This window comes from Micrococcales bacterium (genome assembly GCA_016703125.1).
GTDB lineage: Bacteria > Actinomycetota > Actinomycetes > S36-B12 > UBA10799 > JADKAV01.
On sequence record JADJCR010000001.1, the window covers coordinates 202,510 to 219,847 of the forward strand.

Annotated in this window: 16 protein-coding genes; 11 read left to right on the top strand and 5 right to left on the bottom strand. The window is 68.8% G+C overall.

Translation table 11 applies throughout. The annotated features are described in order from the left end of the window. Positions 1-6 precede the first annotated feature (6 nt). From IPG68_00985 to IPG68_01020, 8 genes are all read left to right on the top strand, one after another. Complete coding sequence (locus tag IPG68_00985) at positions 7-303, top strand: DUF503 domain-containing protein (GenBank protein MBK6761927.1); 297 nt, start codon at positions 7-9, stop codon at positions 301-303. Continuing rightward, positions 300-725, top strand: a complete 426-nt coding sequence (gene rbfA, locus IPG68_00990) for a 30S ribosome-binding factor RbfA (protein ID MBK6761928.1) — start codon at positions 300-302, stop codon at positions 723-725. Before IPG68_00985 ends, rbfA begins: the two co-directional genes overlap by 4 nt. 493 nt (positions 726-1,218) lie before the next feature. Next, the gene (locus IPG68_00995; protein ID MBK6761929.1) at positions 1,219-2,211 is read left to right on the top strand and encodes a bifunctional oligoribonuclease/PAP phosphatase NrnA; all 993 of its coding nucleotides are present in this window, start codon (positions 1,219-1,221) and stop codon (positions 2,209-2,211) included. Positions 2,212-2,220: 9 nt separating this feature from the next. Further along, entirely contained in the window at positions 2,221-3,078 is an 858-nt protein-coding gene (truB, locus tag IPG68_01000) for a tRNA pseudouridine(55) synthase TruB (protein ID MBK6761930.1), read from the top strand. A 43-nt stretch (positions 3,079-3,121) separates the two neighbouring features. After that, positions 3,122-3,994: a bifunctional riboflavin kinase/FAD synthetase gene (locus tag IPG68_01005; GenBank protein MBK6761931.1), complete on the top strand. Its 873-nt coding sequence runs from the start codon at positions 3,122-3,124 to the stop codon at positions 3,992-3,994. Positions 3,995-4,056: 62 nt separating this feature from the next. Beyond that, a complete protein-coding gene (locus IPG68_01010) occupies positions 4,057-5,451 on the top strand; it encodes an ATP-grasp domain-containing protein (GenBank protein MBK6761932.1) in 1,395 nt (464 codons plus the stop codon). Then, on the top strand, positions 5,452-6,390 hold the full coding sequence (locus IPG68_01015; GenBank protein MBK6761933.1) for a proline dehydrogenase family protein: 939 nt from the start codon (positions 5,452-5,454) through the stop codon (positions 6,388-6,390). Then, positions 6,387-7,643: an oligosaccharide flippase family protein gene (locus IPG68_01020; protein MBK6761934.1), complete on the top strand. Its 1,257-nt coding sequence runs from the start codon at positions 6,387-6,389 to the stop codon at positions 7,641-7,643. The genes IPG68_01015 and IPG68_01020 overlap by 4 nt, the downstream gene beginning before the upstream one ends. On the opposite strand, the gene IPG68_01025 is transcribed toward IPG68_01020, so the two are convergent. Together IPG68_01025 and IPG68_01030 are read right to left on the bottom strand one after the other, a co-directional pair. Next, on the bottom strand, positions 7,629-8,756 hold the full coding sequence (locus tag IPG68_01025) for a hypothetical protein (GenBank protein ID MBK6761935.1): 1,128 nt from the start codon (positions 8,754-8,756) through the stop codon (positions 7,629-7,631). The two genes, IPG68_01020 and IPG68_01025, sit on opposite strands and share 15 nt — an antisense overlap. Before the next feature lies 1 nt (position 8,757). Further along, positions 8,758-9,924, bottom strand: a complete 1,167-nt coding sequence (locus tag IPG68_01030; protein ID MBK6761936.1) for an alpha/beta hydrolase — start codon at positions 9,922-9,924, stop codon at positions 8,758-8,760. 76 nt (positions 9,925-10,000) lie between these two features. Between IPG68_01030 and IPG68_01035 the strand changes: the two genes are divergently transcribed. After that, the gene (locus IPG68_01035; GenBank protein ID MBK6761937.1) at positions 10,001-11,185 is read left to right on the top strand and encodes a glycosyltransferase; all 1,185 of its coding nucleotides are present in this window, start codon (positions 10,001-10,003) and stop codon (positions 11,183-11,185) included. Here IPG68_01035 and IPG68_01040 read toward each other — a convergent pair. The 3 genes from IPG68_01040 to IPG68_01050 are packed head-to-tail and all read right to left on the bottom strand — an operon-like array spanning position 11,179 to position 14,645. Continuing rightward, the gene (locus IPG68_01040; protein ID MBK6761938.1) at positions 11,179-12,147 is read right to left on the bottom strand and encodes a glycosyltransferase; all 969 of its coding nucleotides are present in this window, start codon (positions 12,145-12,147) and stop codon (positions 11,179-11,181) included. The genes IPG68_01035 and IPG68_01040 overlap by 7 nt on opposite strands. Positions 12,148-12,195: 48 nt before the next feature. Continuing rightward, a complete protein-coding gene (locus tag IPG68_01045) occupies positions 12,196-13,440 on the bottom strand; it encodes a hypothetical protein (protein MBK6761939.1) in 1,245 nt (414 codons plus the stop codon). Next, the gene (locus IPG68_01050; GenBank protein MBK6761940.1) at positions 13,440-14,645 is read right to left on the bottom strand and encodes a hypothetical protein; all 1,206 of its coding nucleotides are present in this window, start codon (positions 14,643-14,645) and stop codon (positions 13,440-13,442) included. The genes IPG68_01045 and IPG68_01050 overlap by 1 nt, the downstream gene beginning before the upstream one ends. A gap of 846 nt (positions 14,646-15,491) precedes the next feature. Between IPG68_01050 and IPG68_01055 the strand changes: the two genes are divergently transcribed. Both IPG68_01055 and IPG68_01060 read left to right on the top strand, forming a co-directional pair. Next, the gene (locus IPG68_01055) at positions 15,492-16,208 is read left to right on the top strand and encodes a hypothetical protein (GenBank protein ID MBK6761941.1); all 717 of its coding nucleotides are present in this window, start codon (positions 15,492-15,494) and stop codon (positions 16,206-16,208) included. Positions 16,209-16,269: 61 nt separating this feature from the next. Next, positions 16,270-17,325 carry a hypothetical protein gene (locus IPG68_01060; protein ID MBK6761942.1) on the top strand — a complete coding sequence of 352 codons (1,056 nt, stop codon included), beginning with the start codon at positions 16,270-16,272 and terminating at the stop codon, positions 17,323-17,325. Positions 17,326-17,338 lie beyond the last annotated feature (13 nt).

The following is a 17,338-nucleotide window of genomic DNA, read 5'->3' on the forward strand; positions in this document are numbered from 1 at the left end:
CTCACGGTGTACGCCGGGGCCATGTCGGTGGACCTGCTGCTGGAGTCGCGGACGCGCAAGGAGAAGCGGTCGGTGGTTCGACCACTGCTGGCGCACCTGCGACGGGAGTACGCGGTGGCTTCCGCTGAGGCCGGGTACCTGGACCTGATGGGACGGACCCAGGTGGGCGTCGCAGTGGTGGCCGCGGACATGGCGCACTGCCGCGACGTGCTCGACCGATGCGAACGCTGGCTGTCGGCGCAACCCCACGTGCAGATCGTGGAGGCGCGACGCACGTATGTGAGTGACGAGGAGACGCAATGAGCGAGCAGCGAGCAAGGCGACTGGCTGACCGGATCCAGGTCATCGTGGCCGAGATGCTGGAGCGACGGATCAAGGACCCGCGCCTGGGATTCGTCACGGTCACCGACGTTCGCGTCACCGGTGACCTGCGCGAGGCCACGGTGTTCTACACAGTCCTGGGCGACCAGTTGGAGCGGGAGGCCACGGCTCAGGCCCTGGCCTCGGCCACGGGTCTGCTTCGCAGTGAAGTGGGCAAGCAGACCGGGATCAAGTTCACCCCGACGCTCGCCTTCGTGGCCGACGCGATCCCGGAGACCGCCGCCCACCTCGAGGACCTGCTGCGTGAGGCGCGGGAGCGTGACGCCGAGGTGGCAGGTTTGGCCTCCGGGGCAGCCTTCGCCGGTGACCCGGATCCGTACAAGAAGGACGAGGGCGAGGAGTAGGTCGCCAGGGCGTAGGGCGTTGGTGAATCGGTAGGCCGGGAGTGTTCCAACCGGGTTGATTCGCTCCCGGGTCTCCCGCCTTGGGCTGGCGGCCCGGTGGGCGTGCGCGGGATCTGAGGGCGTTGGTGAATCGGTAGGGCGGGAGTGTTCCAACCGGGTTGTTTCGCTCCCCGGTGTCCGTGTGTCTCCCGCCTTGGGCTGGCGGCCCGGTTGGCGTGCGCGGGATCTGAGGGCGTTGGTGAATCGGTAGTGCGGGAGTGTTCCAACCGGGTTGATTCGCTCCCGGGTCTCCCGCCTTGGGCTGGCGGCCCGGTGGGCGTGCGCGGGATCTGAGGGCGTTGGTGAATCGGTAGGGCGGGAGTGTTCCAACCGGGTTGTTTCGCTCCCCGGTGTCCGGGACTCTCCCCGGTGGAGCAGGCGCGCCACAGCAACCGCCGCCCTCTGGAACCAGCAGTCGGGCGCCCGGGTGCATAGGGGACCCTACAATCAACAGGTGAACGCCAGCCTCATCCAGGTCGCCGAGCGACTTCGCGCGGCGTCCGGGGTGCTCCTCGTCGCCCACGTCCATCCTGATGCCGACGCCCTCGGGTCGACGCTAGCCACGGCGATAGCCCTGGAGGAACTGGGCACTGAGGTCCAGGTGAGTTTCCCCGACGATCCGTTCGAGGTGCCGCACAGTCTGCGCTTCCTGCCCCGCCCGGACCTCATCGTCGACCCGGACGACGTCAGACCCGCGGAACTCGTCATAAGCATGGATGCCTCGTCCGCAGACCGGGTCGGCCGACTGTTGCCGGTGGCACAGTCCGCCCCCACCTTCATCGCGGTGGACCACCATGCGAGCTTCGTGCCGTTCGCGCCGATCGTGCACGTGGATCCCTCCCGCCCGGCCACCGGCCTCCTGGCCCTCGACATCATCGAAGAGTTGGGCGTAGGGCTGACCGAGGACATGGCCATGTGTCTGTACGCGGCGATCAGCTCCGACACCGGCTCGTTCCGTTTCGCCTCCACGACCCCCGAAACCCTGCGTGCTGCTGCCCGCCTGATGGAGACCGGGATCGACTTCGCGGCGGCCGCCAAGGCACTGTTCGACACCAAGTCCCGGGAGTTCCTGACGTTCCAGGCGGAAGTGATGGGCAACCTCGACGTGGTGACCGCAGGCGCAGTGACGGTGGCTGTGGCCCACGCCAGCAAGGCAGATCGTGACCGGCACGAAATCGCGTTCACCCAGGTCGAGTCGTTGATCGACGTCGTGCGCACTGTGGAGGGCACCCAGGTCGCCGTCGTCTTGAAACAGGACGACCACGGGACGTGGCGGGTGTCGAGCCGCTCCCTGGGGGCAGTGGACGTGGGCCGGGTCTGTTCCGCGCTGGGCGGCGGTGGGCACGTGATGGCTGCGGGATTCACCGGTAGCACTGACGCGCAGGCGACTCTCGATGCGTTCCTGGCCGCGGTGGCCGTCGCCAGCCAGTCACCGGCACAGGGCTGAGCCGCTGCGGTGATCTCAGGCTTCGCGCTGATCGACAAACCTGCAGGGTGGACCAGCCATGACGTGGTGGGGCGCCTGCGCAGGCTGTATGGACAGCGGCGCATCGGCCACGCGGGAACGCTGGATCCGATGGCCACGGGCGTCCTGGTCGTCGGGCTGGGTCATGCCACCAGACTGCTGCGCTACGTGCAGGGGCAGTCCAAGACCTATGAAGCGACCATCAGGCTGGGACAGGGCACGCTCACCGATGACGCTGAGGGGGAGACCACCTCGGCGCCGGGATGGGTGCTCGACGAGCCCGCGCTGGCAGGTGCGATGGCGGGCCTGACCGGGGATATCGCCCAGACCCCCAGCGCGGTGTCGGCGGTGAAGGTGGACGGGGTTCGCTCGTACGCCCGCGTGCGCGCAGGTGTGCAGGTGGAATTGGCCTCCCGGCCCGTGACGATCCACCGTTTCGAGGGCCTGGGTACGCCCAGGCCGGCAGGTGCGGTGGTGGACGTCGATGTACTGGTCGAGTGCAGCTCGGGTACCTACGTGCGTGCCTTGGCGCGCGATCTGGGTGCCGCCCTGGGGACGGCCGCGCACCTCACCGCTCTGCGCCGTACCGCTATTGGGGGGATGGGAGTCGACAGGTGCGCGGCACTGGGCGAGGAGCCGCCGCCGGTGGCCTCCGCGGAGTCCGTGATCGGGGAGATACTGCCAGCCCTCGCAGTCGCCCCCGACGTTGCTGAGTTCTTGCGCAACGGCAGACGGATCGATCTCGGCGTGCCCGACGGCACGTACCTGGTGACCGCCGAGGGCGTGTGGGTGTCGGTGGTGTCGGTGGAATCCGGCGGCACCCGCATCGAGGTGAACGCACCGGCCTGACGCCGACGCCCCCGCCCACCGACGACTCTGGCAAGGTAGTCGCGTGGACAGGCCATCGGCGGTGACGATCGGGGTGTTCGACGGCGTGCATCGTGGTCATCAGTCACTGATCCGGCACAACCTCGACCTCGCCGCCCGGCTGGACCTCGAATCGGTGGTCGTGACGTTCGACCCCAATCCCCTGGAGATTCTGCGCCCCGATGCCGCGCCGGCGCGGCTGTGTGATCTGGCTCGCCGGGTGGAACTGATCGCCCGGCTGGGGGTGGAACTCGTGGAGGTGCTGGAGTTCGACGCGGATCTGGCCGCGATGACGGCGCAGGATTTCGTGGCCTCGGTCCTCATCAAGAAGCTCGACGCCCGTCATGTGGTCATCGGCCACGGTTTTCGGTTCGGCAACCGGGCCGCGGGCAGCGCGGACACCCTGCGTGCGGCGGGGCTGACGGTCGACGAGTTCGGTCTGGTCGGCGACGAGCAACCCCTCTCGTCCACCCGGGTGCGCGCCACCGTGGCCACCGGTGATGTCGCGGCCGCAGCCGAAATGCTCGGTCGTCCGCACGAGGTGGTGGGGACCGTGGTCCCGGGGGAGAAACGGGGCCGGGCGCTCGGCTTCCCGACGGCGAATCTGGACCATCACCGGCTGGCGGCGGTCCCTGCCGACGGGGTGTACGCGGGGTCGGCGGTCGTCGACGGTCAGCGGTACCCCGCGGCGATCAGCATCGGGACGAATCCCACGTTCGACGGACACCGCCGCACGGTGGAGGCCTACCTCTTGGACGTGGACCTCGACTTGTACGGCCACCGCGTGCGTGTGGAGTTCGTGGAGAGACTGCGGGACACGTTGGCCTTCGACGGGGTGGAGGCGCTGGTCACCCAGATGCACAAGGACGTGGCGGCTACCCGCCGGCTCATGGGCTAAACCCGGTCAACCGGCGACCATTCTCGCTAGGCTCACGAACGGAGCCGTGGTGAGGGAAGGCAATGGAGCGCGTCGTCGTCGTGATCGATCCGACTCAGTTGCCGGACTACGCGACGAGCCTGATCGAGGTCTATCACCGCAATTGGGGCGTGCGGACCGTTCTGCTCTTTCCGCAGGGCACCTCCCGGCTGCACATCGCGCAGGTGCAGTCCATGGTCGACGCGGATGCGGTGGCAGCGCGGTTCTGGATCGATCTGGAGGATCTGGACTCGGTGGCGACCGGCCTCCGGAGGCGGTTCGACGTCCTTGCCGTGGTGCCGCATTTCGAGGGTGTCGTGGTGGACTCCGGACGGCTCGCCGAGTTGCTGGATCTGGACTGGGTGCCGATGGACGTACTCATCAGGTTCCGCGACAAGTACGCCTTGAAGGATCATCTGCGCTCGGTGCCGGGTGGCCCCCGCATGAATGCCTCCCAGCGCGTGGCCAGCCTCACCGATGTGCGCCAGTTCATAGGCGACCAGAACCTGTCGCGGATCGTGGTCAAGCCCAATGACGGGATGGGCAACAGCCGGATCGCGTTCTTCGACGCCGACACTCCCGACTCAGACATCGCCGCGTATCTGCAACGCAATGCCGGCGCCCCGCTGGTGGCCGAGGAGTATCTGGGCGGCAGGGAGTTCTGCGTCAATGGCCAGGTGGATGACGTCGGCGTGGTCCACACGCTGAGCGTCCAGCGCACCGTCTACGGAAGTGGCAACGGCAGGGACAACCTGGCTGCGAGTATCCGGACCATCCACCACGACACCGACGAGTTCAGGATGGCCGCGCGCTACGCCTCGCAGGTGTTGACGTGCGCTGGGCTGGTCCGCTCACCCTTCCACATGGAGATCAAGATCGACGAGCAGGGCCCGTGCCTTATCGAGGTGGCGGCCCGGCTCGGAGGTGCCGGCATCCCATGGGACACCGAACTGGCCCACGACGGTGCCGTATGCCTGTTCACGCAGGCCGCCCAGTACTACGCGGACCTGCCAGGCGATCCGCCCGCACCGGACTGGCCGGCATATGACGGGCACACGGTGTGGACGGTCTTCGGGATCTCGACGCACGCGTGCCGCATCCGGCGTCTGGTGGGGGTCCGCGAAGTGGAGGCCATGCCGGAGTTCGCCTACTGGGTGGTCCATCCTCGCTTGGGCCAGGCCGTCCGCCCGACCATCGACGTCGACACCATCCCGTGGCAGGCGACGATCTGCTCGGCGGACGCGGACCTCTCGGGGGTCGAAAGCCGGCTACGCAGCACGATCTCCTGGAACCCCCAGGTCGGACTGGGCGCCCGGCTCGCCGAGGACATCAGGGCCCTCGTCGCCTGGGTGGTCCGGCATGCCAGACTCCTGCCTGCATTGACGTCGGGTCGACCCGGCCGCCTGCGCGCGAACGGCCGGCAGAAGGTGAGGGCCTAGATGTCCGTGTCGAAGTCCGTGATCGAGAAGGTGGGTTTCTCCGGTCCCATGACTGCGCTGGTCACGCGGTCGGGTGCCCTCGAACCCATCCGGCGACGCTTCGTGGGACGCGATCTGAGCGATGCGCTAGGTATGGCGCAGGCACTGCTGGACGCCGGCGTCGGCGTCTCCCTGCATGTGCGTGACACTCCGGTGGGCGCTCAGAACCCCGCTGAGGAACAGGTTCAGAAGTACCTCCAGGTGGTCGACGTCATCGCCGGCCGGGCGCTGCCCGACACCGAGATCTCCGTCAAACTCGAGCAACTCGGCCTGCACAGCGACGGACGGGAGGCGGCGACCACTCGCCTGATCCACCTGGCCACTTCAGCGGCCGCTCGGGGGATACCGATGACCCTGGACATGGAGGCCGTCGACGAGGTGGAGGTGACCCTGGCTGCGTGGCACGTCGCTCATGCGCAGGTCTCGGATCTTGGTATCGCGATCCAGGCCTACCTGCCTCGTTCGGAGCAGGACTGCCGCGAGCTCGCCGCGATGGGTGCCCGGGTGAGGTTGTGCAAGGGCGGCTACGCCCATGTTCCCGGTGCCACCTACGCGAGCCGGCACGAGATCGACCTGGCCTTCGTCCGGTGTGCCCGGGAACTGTTTGCAGGTGCGTATCCGATGTTCGCAACACATGACGATCGGCTCACTCGGATCGTGGGATACCTGGCCATGGCCGCCGACCGCGACGTGGGCCAGTGGGAGTACCAGGTGCTGACAGGGGTACGTCCTGACCTCATGTCAGCACTGGTCGCTGACGGGCATCACGTGCGGGCGTATGTCGCGTTCGGCAAGGACTGGTACTCGTGGTTCATCGGGCGACTCGCCTCGAAACCGTCCAACGTGTTCCTGCTGGGTCGCGCCCTGTCGGCGCACGGCCGCCCGGAAGAGCCGGCGTGAGGCACAGACGCGAACACCGCCATCTGTTCGGCCGCGCCGGATGGAATCTGGTCGACCAGGCCCTCTCGGCCATGACCAACTTCGTGATGGCGTTCGTCATCGCACGCAACGTCTCGGCGGAGGAGTTCGGCCAGTTCTCTGTGGCCTTCCTCGTGTTCACTCTGGTGATCGGCGTCCAGCGTGCCCTGGTGGGCAGTCCCCTGAGCATCAACCACAGCGCTCTTGTGGGGGAGAGTCGCCGGCACGCTGCCTCGGACTCCTTCGGTGCCGTGCTGTGGCTGACGTTGCCGATCTCCGTCGGCCTGCTCGTCACCGCGCTGCTCACCGCGGGCAACGCGCGCGAGACCTGGTTCGTCCTGGCCATGTTCATGCCGTTGCTCATCGGCCAGGACGTGTGCCGCATGGCGTTCATCGCCTGGGGGCAGCCGCAGTTGGCGACCCTGAACGACGCGGTCTGGACCGTCATCCAGTTCGCGCTCATGGCGGCCGTGATCGCGTCCGGAAACGTGTCGGCAGCCATGATGGTTCTGGCCTGGGGGGTCGCCGCAGGAGTGGCCGCCGCCCTGGGAATGGTGCAACTGCGCGCCCTGCCGGATCTGCGCGGAGGGCTGAGATGGTTGCGGGACAACGTCGGAGTGTCCGGCTATCTGCTGGCGGAGTACCTACTCGGAGTGGGCACGTTCCAGGGCGGCATCCTGATCTTCGGGACCTTCTTGGGTGTGACCGATGTCGGATCCCTGCGGGCTGCGGAGGTCCTCACGGGCCCGTTGGGCATCCTCGCGCAGGCGGTCTTCGCGTTCGGCGTCCCCGAGATCTCGCGCCGCCGGCTGCCGTCGCGGCCGATGTGGCTGGCCACGGTGGCCAGCGGGATCCTCGTGGCGATTGCGGTGGTCTACACCATTGGACTGATGCTCATCCCGGACGCGTGGGGCGAGGCGCTGCTGGGGGACACCTGGGCGGGTGCCCAGGCCGTGCTGCTGCCCATCGCTCTGACGTCAGTGGTGTCCTGCGGGAAACTCGGCCCTTCCATCATCGTCTACGGACTCGGACACGCCTCCAGGACCTTCCGGCTCAATGTGGTGCTCGCCAGCAGCGCTGCGGCCTTCATGCTGGCCGGGGCCCTGCTCGGTGGGGTCGAGGGGCTGGCGTGGGGCATGTGCGCGTCCCAGGTCCTCGTGCTTCCGCTGTGGTTCCGGCAGGCTCACCGCAGCGTGCACCTCGAGCAGACCGAGGGTGCCTCAGCCGCGCAATGACCTGCCCGCATCCACCAGTGCCCGGCCGATCGTCCGCCCGGTCTTGAGGGCCCCGAATCGCCACCCGGTGACCCGGGCCGCGGCGCGGATCGCGCCCAGCGATCGCCGTGCCTCCAGGGCCGCCGCGCGGGGGCTGTCGGCAGGCCCGGCCAACACTCGGACATCGAGCACGGTGCCGGTGGCCAGCGGCCGGAAGGCCGGAGGCGGGCCCAGGCCGAGGCAGTGCAGATAAGCGGCGATGAAGTCGACGCCAGCGGTCTGCAGTTGCAGCCAGCCACCGAAGACCCGCGGATTGAAATCGACCATCCCGATGCGCCCGTGCTCGTCCTGTACGTAGTCGATGCAGAACACGCCGGTGTACCCGAGGGCCGCGATCAACGCGGCGAGTTCGCTGGCCACGTCAGGGCGGTCGAGGATCCGCAGAAGGACCGGTGGGCCGAACGGGTCGTCGGGCTCGGGCGTCGCCTCGTAGATCGCGTGGACCAGCAGTCGACCGTTCTTGGCGACGCCGGCGGCGTTGAGGACCGGACCTGTGAAGACCTCCTGGAAGAAGACACCGCCGTTGTCCCGCTGGCCCATCCGGGCTGCACTTCGCTGGAGTTCCTCGCGGGAGTGCACGACCTCGACGTCCTGGCCGCCGGCACTGATCCGGCCTTTGACGACGACGGGGAGGACGTCGTCGCGCTGTTGCTCCCAGCTGGCCGGGACGCGGAGCCCCTCGGCGAGGGCCAACTCGGTCATTCGCCACTTGTCGTACAGGGTCTGCTGACCGACCTCCTCCGGAACCCGACGCAGGAGTTCCTTGGCCGGGGTGCCTGCGGGCAGGTGCACGTCGAGTTCCCGCAACGTGGTCTCCGGGCCTTGCACGTCGACCGTCGGGGCAGTGAGTGCAGCGAGGACGTCGGCATCGTCGACCAATGAGCCAGTCACCTCGATGGGCGCCTGCCCGAACTGCCAGCGGTCGAGCCACCGGCGCACAGGGGCGGCACGGCGGTGTGCCCGGACGACGCGTATGACCGGCAGGCCATGGGTGCGCAGGGCCGATCCCCATTCCACCAAGCCGTCCCAGGAGTCCAGGTCCAGCATCAGGATGCGGGCACGAGGCTGGCTCATGTCAGGCCTGCACCCGCACGTGGGCGCGCACGGAAGCCCGGACGGCCTCGATGGCGGAGATGGTCATCTGCGGGGCGGTGTCCGGCAGTTGGTGGGTGGCGCCCTCGGCCACCCAGTGCAGGCAGTTCGCGCAGCCGGCCACCTGTGCGGCCTGTGCATCCCGCCACACCTGGAACCCGCTGTCCGTCAGCCAGGACGGGGCGACACCGGCGCTGACGAGGATCAAAGGCATTCCGACCAGGGGTCGGCCGGCTGCGGCGGATTCGCTGCTGCGGGCGAGGTCGGCGTAGGTGCGGGGGGTGGCCTCGTCGAGCGCGGCGCCGAACTCCGGCCACGCCTGCTGGAAGCCCAGGGGCACCGGGTCCAGCAGCACCATCCCCGCTGTCTGTCGCGGGTACCGCGAGGCGAAGGACTGAGCGATCATGCCGCCGTAGGAGTGCCCCACGACCTCGAACGGCCCGCGTTCACCGGCGACGCGAAGGAGGTCTCGCAATTCGTCGGCGTGCATCCCGGAGTCGACGTTTACGTCGCCCTGGCGCCCGGGACTCTGGCCGAGTCCCGGCCGGTCGTAGCGGCAGACCCGGCCGGCCTGCCGCAGATCGCCTATCACGTTGTCCCAGTCCTGCGCCGTACCCCAGGCACCGGGAACCAGCACCACGGTGGGCCCGCCCTGCCCGGCGCAGTCGAGGTACTGCTGCTGGTTGCCGCCGGTGAGGACCGACAGGACCTGGGCCGTGCTCGTTGCAGGTGTTGTGGGCGGCTTCGGTGGGTACACCCGGACGCGGGTGGTCAGCCGCCGGGAACCGATCCGAGCGATGAGGGCCTTGCGCCCGGTGCGGTTCCACGTCCAGGTCAAGGTCGTCGTGCCGTTCAGGTCCGTGCGTCCGCGCGCGAGTAGGCGGCCACCGGCCTTGGCGCGGATCCTGACGGCCACGCTGTCCGGTCCGGTGACGCGCACCCTGACGGGCAGTCCCCGGTACTGCTTCGCCAGTGATCGCACCGACACCGCTGGGGTCCTGCTCGCGACGTTCGCCGGGCTGCTGGCCGCTGCTGCAGGGCTGCTGTCAGCCACGGTCGCCGGAGAGGCCGCACAGCCCGAAGCCGTCGTCAGCACCAGGGCAGCGGCCATGGCGATGCGGGTGACGCGTGGCCGCAGAGAAGTGATCATGACCGCCCCATCGTACGATCCGGCTGCACAGGACCTCGTTCCACTAGTGTGAGCGCTGTGGAACAGGGGACGGATCATGCCCCCTGATCTGCGGGGCCAGTGCTGGATCTTCGTCGAGGATTCCGAGTTCCTGCCCCCGCACGGGGGCGGCGAGCGGGAGCATCTGGCGATGCTGCGGGCCGCGCGGGACGCCGGGGTCCTGGGGGCGGTCGTGTTGCCCGTTTCCGGGCCGATCGACCGGGAGTCCTACCAGTCCGAATTCGGTGGTGCCCCGCTCATCACCGTCGACCGGCGTGAGAACCCCCTGCTGTTGCTACATCCCCGCCGCCCCTACACCGTGGCCTCCCGCCCACCCGGTCCGGCGCTGGTCGCGCGCGTACGGGCGGTGGCCCCGGCGGCCACCGGCATCATCATCACTTCGTACAAGTCATGGGCCATCGGAGCGGTGCTGGCGCGGGGCCTGCGGCTGCCCGCAGTCCTGCGGATGCACAACCGGGAAGGGGCCTACCACCGCAGCCTGGCGCAGGGTACCCACGGGCCGCGGGGGCTGGCACTGCGCTGGGAGGCCGCGCGGATCGAGCGCGATGAGCGCCGTCTCAGCCGCGCCCCCTGGCTGGCTGGCGTGGCGGACATCTCCGCGGCCGACGCCTCCTGGCGGGCGGCTCTGGGCCCGGTCCCGGTGCGCCACGTGCCCCCGTTCGCCGGCCCGGACCTGCCGCCGATACGGCGCGAGCCCGCGGTGCCGCCAACCGTACTGTTCCTCGGGGCGCTGGACGTCGCCACGAACGTGGATGCCGTGCGATGGCTGGTGACGCAGGTGTGGCCCCGCGTGCACGCAGCCAGACCCGACGCGACCGTGCAGATCGTGGGCCGTGCCCCCACTGAGCAGGTGCGCCGATGGGTCGAGCAGACAGCTGCGGCAGAACTGCATGCCGATGTGGCGAGCGTCGAGCCGTATCTGGCTGCCGCCGGTGTCGCGGTGAACCCGGCGGTGAGCGGATCCGGGGTCAACATCAAACTCGTGGAGTACCTGGTAGCCGGGGTGCCGGTGGTGACCACCTCGCACGCCACGGCGGGCTTGGGCCCGATCGATGGGGTGGCCGTCGCGGATGATGCGTCGGACTTCGCCGATGCGGTGCTGGATCTACTGGGCCACCCGGACGAAGCGGCGGAGATGGCCCGGCGGGCTGCCGCGTCGATCCGCCGGCAGTTGGACCCCACGGCCGGGCTGGCCAGTGTGGCGTCGCTACTCGGTCATTGACGCTGGCTGCCCAGGGCAGCCTCGCGCCCTGCCAGGCCTTCAAGGAATCCCAGGCCCCACGACAGGTGCATGGTCGCCAGCGCCGCCGGGAATGCCGCGACGCTCGCGTCAGCCCGGTGAGCCGTTGCACGGGTCCTGACGGTGGCGTAGGCCAGCACCGCCGCATAGGGCGCGGTGAGGCTCAGCGCGACCCGAGGTCGGCCGATGAGTGCCGCGACCCCCGCCAGGCCCAGGTCCGCCACCAGCGCCGGGGGTGCCAGGTGGCGCAGGCGGACCGCCGACGGGCCGTTCTTGCGGACCATGGCCCCCTTGCCGCGGCCGTACCTGCGGTACTGATGTGCGAGGTCGGGCAACGTCTCGCGCACCTGCCAGTGGATCTCCATGGCCGGTTCGTAGAGGATCTCGAACCCCTGGTCCAGGATCCGGAAATCGAAGTCAACGTCCTCGTTGGCCGGCAGGTTCTCGTCCCAGCCGCCGACCGCACGCGCTACGTCTGTGCGGTAGACGCCGAATGAGGCGTGGTCGGTGCGCTGCGCCTGCATGGCGTAGTGGTTGATCGAGTCACCCACGCCGAAGGGGCTGGACAGGGCCAGGCCGATGGTGCGGCCGACCGGCGTCGAGGCCTCCGTGAGCCGGCGCCCACCCACGGCGGCGAGGTCCGCGTCGGCAACCAGGTGCCCCAGCGCCAGTGCGATGTACTCGGGGTTCACCCGGGCGTGGGCGTCCACGCGTGCCACGTACTCACCGCGCGCTGCCTGCAGTCCCACGTTGAGCCCGCACGGGATGCTGATTCCGGGGTTGTCGAGCAGTCGGACTCGCGGATCCGCGATGGCCTCGACGATGGCACGTGTGTCGTCGCTGGAGCGCCCGTCCATGACCAGGACTTCGAGGTCCTGGTGCGTCTGTTGCAGCACCGATGCCACAGCACCGGCGACGGAGCCGGCTTCGTCGCGTACCGGCATGAGCACGGATACCAGAGGGCTCACGGTGCCACCTCCCGTGGGGAACGCTCACTTCGCGTGAACGGCGCGGATTCCAGGGGTCTTCGCAGGCGAGGTGCCCACCAGGTGACGAACAGCAGCGTCTGTATGACGAGCACGAACGTGGTGGTTCCCGGCTGCAGGACCCACGCCGAGGTGAACAACGTGATGGCCAGAGCGCGACTCGGCGCCCCGGAAGTAGCAGAAGGCGAGGAAGACGCACAGCGCCAGACCGGCGATGACGCCGTAGTCGAAGAAGACCTTGATCGGGGAGGGCACCATCAACCCCGCGCGGTTGGTCGCCTCGATGAGTTGCTGCGACGATCCAGCGCCGTTGCCGAACAGCACCGGCCAGACGGTCTCCGACCAGATCGGCCACAAGAACCGGTACGGCTCGATGGCGCGCAGGCTGGTCGAGCTGCCGGCCATGGCGGCCTCGGTGGCGCGGGAGGCCAATTCCTGTCCGGCGGGTGTCTGCACTGCCAGGATCAAGGTGATCACCCCGGCGGCGACGTACCGCCACAAGTGCCGGCGCAGGGGCATGAGCAGCATCACGATCAGGGCCACCGCCACGACGAACACCCCGGAGCCCGAGACCGTGCAGATGATGCCGACCGCCAGTAGGACCAGGTACAGCGGATTCGCCCGCAGAAGCACGGCCAGCACCGTCGCGATCCCCAACTGCAGCGAGATGATCGAAGGCTCCAGTCCGATCCAGGCGTTGGAACGGTAGATGTGCGAGCCGAACTCGATCGGGTAGGTGATGACGTAGCCCTGGACCAGCAGGGTCTTCGGCACGACCGCGAGCGGGTCCATGTAGGGGACGCCCGCCATCTGCACCAGGCGCATCACGATCGCTACTACGGCAAGGCCGATGCCCCAGCGCAGGCAGCCCTCGAAGGCGCGCTGCAGGGTGGGCCGGTCCCGATGGGTGAGGTGCAGGGTCGCCGGCGCCCAGACCGTCATGAACAAACCCCATGACGTCAGGCTGATCAGGGGCGAGGTGACGAACAGCGCCTGCGGCAGGGCCACCGCGGCGGTCAGCCCGGCGGCGAGCAGGTACAGGTTCAGGCGCATGCGGTCGAAGGCCAGCAAACCGGTGTGCAGGCCGTACCCGGCGGCGGCGAACACGACCACGACCAGGATCGGCACGATGCCCCCCGGGAGGGAGAACCGCTGCAGCAGGATACTCGCGGCGAACAGGCCCACGATCCAGCGGACCGTCGGTCGGTGGGCGCCCACAGCGATGGGTGGGGCAGCCGTCAGCGCGGCCATCAGGCCTGCAGCACGGCGATCCGGTCGGCGTGCCCAAGTTGTGCCAACTGGTCCGTGGCACGCTGGATCTGCGTGCCACGGGCGATGGCGACCAGGGCCAAATAGTCGTCTTGACCCGCCAGGTACAACGACACCTCATCGGTGAGCGGGGCGCAGACCACGACGGCGGCGGTGCCGACCCGATCCGGCAACTGCCGTCGCTGGGCCCGCGAGAGAACCTCGGCAGCCCGTCCTGCGCCCACCTCCCAGCGTTGGTCGCCGACGCTGTGCAAGTCCTCGTCGCCCGGGACCACGACGATCAGCGCGGTGCTGGTCCCGTTGACGACCATCCCCGCGGCGGTGCGGCGGGCCAGCGCTTCCCGGGCGGGCTCGTCGTCACCGAGGACGAGCACCACCTTTCGCCCCGAGGTGAGCACCAGGCCTGCTGACCGGTCGGCAGGCTCAGCAGGGGCATCGCTGATGGTGGCGGCGTACTCGAGGTCGTCCAGGGTTCTGATCGGGCGGCGCCGGTTCCAGGCCTGGGACAGCGCGACCAGGGTGGTCAGCAGCGCGCCGTCGGCAGCGCCAAGGATGATGCCCACCGGCCGGCTCACCCCGGTGCGGTAGGCGCTGAGCGCGGGAGAGGCGATCGAGAGCGTCACGGTGTCCTGGATCGCCTGACCCTGGGCCGTCCCCACCACTGAGCCGATGCTGGCCTGGCGCGCGGACTCAGCCCGGGCCTCCTCGAGGGTGCCCTTGGCCAACAGATCTGCGCCCGCGGTACGGACCTGCGTGGCTCGCTCGTCGCTGCGGGTCCGGTAGTCGGTGATCGCCATGTTGACCACCTCGGTCGCGGCCTTGACCGCCGCATCCGAGGAATCCGAGACGGCCGTGAGGTCGATGAGGTTGGTGCCGGCCTGCACGTCCGCGGAGACCGAGTCCGCCAACTGTGCGTACGGCACCCCCAGTGTTGTTGCCGCCTGGGTCAGGATCGCCGGCGATTCGATGGTGGAGGCTGCCGATTCCACCAAGGTCGAGGTCTGGGAGGCGTCGGATCCGGTCGCGACCTCCACGACCACGGTCGCCCCGTACGTGGGGTTGATGGTCGCCAGTGCGAAGCCGGCAATGGCACCCAGGAGCGTGCCGACGGCGATCAGCACGAGGTTGCGCCGCATCAGGCCGAACAGGGTGTGGGCGCTCAGCCCGCCTCGATCCGCCATGGCCATCCCATCTCCGCTGTGGCGCCTTCCCCAGTCGCGTGATCACCATAGCGTCTGCTTCAGCGGCCAGGGGCCGGATGAGGCCCGCCCCGAAAGGGGGAGCGGTATGGAAGCCGGCTCAAGTTGAGGGCCCCCGCGCGCCGATGTGACGGATATGAGCACCACGTCTGGCGGTAGCGCAGTTCGTATCGGGGCGGCCACCCTGGGCCTGCTGATCGGGGTGGCCCTGGCGCCGGCACCGGCGCTGGCCGGGTCAGGCTCGCAGCCGTGGCGTCCGCAGGTGCTCACCGCCAGCACGGGTGACGCGGTCCACATGTCCTACCAGGTCCGGACCGCTCGCGCCGCCCGGGTGTCCGTGCAGATGCGCACCACCGGGGGCTGGGTGGGCAAGCAGAGCCTGAAAGCGGGCAAGGGCGATCGGATCAACGTGGATCTTCCGGCCAAGCAAACCCCCCGTAAGTGGCGGCTCGCGGTGCGGGATGCCCGGGGCCAGGTGCTGAGGAAGACCGCCCCGGTCACCGTCGCACCCGCAGCGACCGACCAGATGCTGAGCATGGGGCGGAGCAAGGTCCGCAAGCCGCCCGCGCCGAAGCCGCCCCACGCCCACCCCCCACCCCACCCCACCCCACCCACACCCCCCCACCCCACCCCCCCACCCCCCACCCCACCGCGCCACCGTCGAACGGGGATTGGCTGTCCGGTGCCGCAGGTGATGGCGCGACCAACGGGTCCTTCGCATCGTGGCGTGGCACCGCGGTCGAGATCGGTGGTACCTGGAACGACTCCTTCGAGGCCCAGACCGAGCAGTGGACGCTGCAGCAGGGGCTTGAGTGGGGCTCCTGGAAGGGCAGCATGGACGTCGCCATGGGCGCCATCTACGCAGATCGCGGAGAGACGTGGGCAGCAGCGGCGTCTGGTGCCTACGACGCCCGCTGGACCCAAGCCCTGAAGAAGTTGAACACGCTGTGGACCGGGCGCACGGGCACTCTGTACCTGCGTTTCGCCCACGAGTTCAACGGCGACTGGGTGCCCTGGAAGGTGACCGGGTCGCAGGCTGACAACTTCGTTGCCGCCTGGAAGCGCTTCCGTGGCCTGCAGAAGTCGTACCTGCCGTCGGCCAAACTGGTCTTCTGCCCCAATGACGGGACCTCCAGCAGCCTGAAGCTGGACTGGCGCAATGCCTTCCCCGGGGCTGCTCACGTCGATGTCATGAGTGTCGACACCTACAACCAGTGGCCGTTCGCCAGCACGCAGGCGCAGTTCGACTCCAAGATCCTGCTGACCGACGCCTACGGCGCGCCGGTCGGCATCGAGCGCCACCGTCAGTTCGCCCAGGCCAACGGGTTGCCACTGGCGATCTCCGAGTGGAGCTCCAACTCGACCATGGGCGACTCAGCGGTCTTCGTGCAGCAGTTCCACCAATGGGTTGAGAAGAACGCAGGCGATGGTGCTGGGCAGGTTCCGTATGAGATCCTGTTCAATGTGGGCTCGTTCAACAATGGGGTCTTTCAGATGTACCCCTCGACGGACATGCCCACAGCAGCAGCCGCCTATGTCCAAGCATTCTGAACTCACCGGTGACCCCCCTCCGGGCGTAGAGACGCCCCTGAGGGGGGCTTCTGTGCTGCCGGTGCAGCGAGCCCGTCGCAGTCAGGCGCTTGCGGTCGGACTGCTGTCAGGGGTCTGCGCACTGGCGATGGTCGCCTGCAGCTCCGCTCAGCCGGGCACCGCTGTGAGTCCCTCGCTGGACCAGTCCTCGACGCTGGCCACGGGCTTGGACAGTGCGAGGATCGGGGGCAAGAAGAAGTGGGTCTCCGGGGCCGCCGGCGAAGGGGTCAGTGACGGAGCGCTCGCGAAATGGCGCGGCCGCAAGGTGGGCATCGCAGCCACATGGAACGAGGACTTCGACTCCCAGGACCAGTACTGGACCCTGCAGCCGGGTGCCGAGTACGGCTCGTGGCGTGGTGACCTGGACATTGCGGTCGGGTCCATCTACCAGGAGCGGGGCGAGACCTGGGCGAACGCGGCCAAGGGTGACTACGACGCCCGCTGGGCAGCTTCCCTGCAGGCGCTGAAGACCGCGTGGACGGGCCGGCCGGGCACGCTGTACATCCGATTCGCCCACGAGTTCAACGGGAACTGGTTCGAATGGCAGGTACATCGCTCGGAGATTCGCGACTTCGTACGGTCGTGGCGCCGGTACCGCGCCCTGCAGAAATCCATCCTGCCTTCGGCCAAGTTGGTCTTCTGCCCCAACGACGGTACCGTGCGGGTGGACGGGTACGACTGGCGCAAAGCCTTCCCGGGTAAGAAGCACGTCGACCTGATGAGCGTGGACTCCTTCAACCAGTGGCCCTTCGCCAAGACCAAGGCCGAGTTCCAGGCCAAGATCATGGGCAAGGACGTCTTCGGGGCGCCATTGGGTATCGAGCAGCACCGGCGCTACGCGAAGTCCGTGGGCAAGCCGTTCGCCGTTTCCGAATGGAGTTCCAACGCCTCCTTCGGGGATTCGCCGGTGTACGTGCGCCAGTTCTACAAGTGGGTGGCGGCCAATGCCGGGCGGGGACCGGGGAAGGTCCGGTACGAGATCCTCTTCAATGTGCGCGACGACGCCTACGGCGTGTTCCAGATGTACTCGGCGACGCAGATGCCCAAGGCTGCGAAGGCCTACCGCAAGTTCTTCTGAGCGCTAGGCTGAC

Coding starts and splice junctions, on each gene's coding strand:
- rbfA (MBK6761928.1), top strand. CDS start 300: ATGAGCGAGCAGCGAGCAAGGCGACTGGCTGACCGGATCCAGGTCATC.
- IPG68_01010 (MBK6761932.1), top strand. CDS start 4,057: ATGGAGCGCGTCGTCGTCGTGATCGATCCGACTCAGTTGCCGGACTAC.
- IPG68_01015 (MBK6761933.1), top strand. CDS start 5,452: ATGTCCGTGTCGAAGTCCGTGATCGAGAAGGTGGGTTTCTCCGGTCCC.
- IPG68_01025 (MBK6761935.1), bottom strand. CDS start 8,756: ATGAGCCAGCCTCGTGCCCGCATCCTGATGCTGGACCTGGACTCCTGG.
- IPG68_01030 (MBK6761936.1), bottom strand. CDS start 9,924: ATGATCACTTCTCTGCGGCCACGCGTCACCCGCATCGCCATGGCCGCT.
- IPG68_01035 (MBK6761937.1), top strand. CDS start 10,001: ATGCCCCCTGATCTGCGGGGCCAGTGCTGGATCTTCGTCGAGGATTCC.
- IPG68_01040 (MBK6761938.1), bottom strand. CDS start 12,147: ATGCCGGTACGCGACGAAGCCGGCTCCGTCGCCGGTGCTGTGGCATCG.
- IPG68_01045 (MBK6761939.1), bottom strand. CDS start 13,440: ATGGCCGCGCTGACGGCTGCCCCACCCATCGCTGTGGGCGCCCACCGA.
- IPG68_01050 (MBK6761940.1), bottom strand. CDS start 14,645: ATGGCCATGGCGGATCGAGGCGGGCTGAGCGCCCACACCCTGTTCGGC.
- IPG68_01055 (MBK6761941.1), top strand. CDS start 15,492: ATGGACGTCGCCATGGGCGCCATCTACGCAGATCGCGGAGAGACGTGG.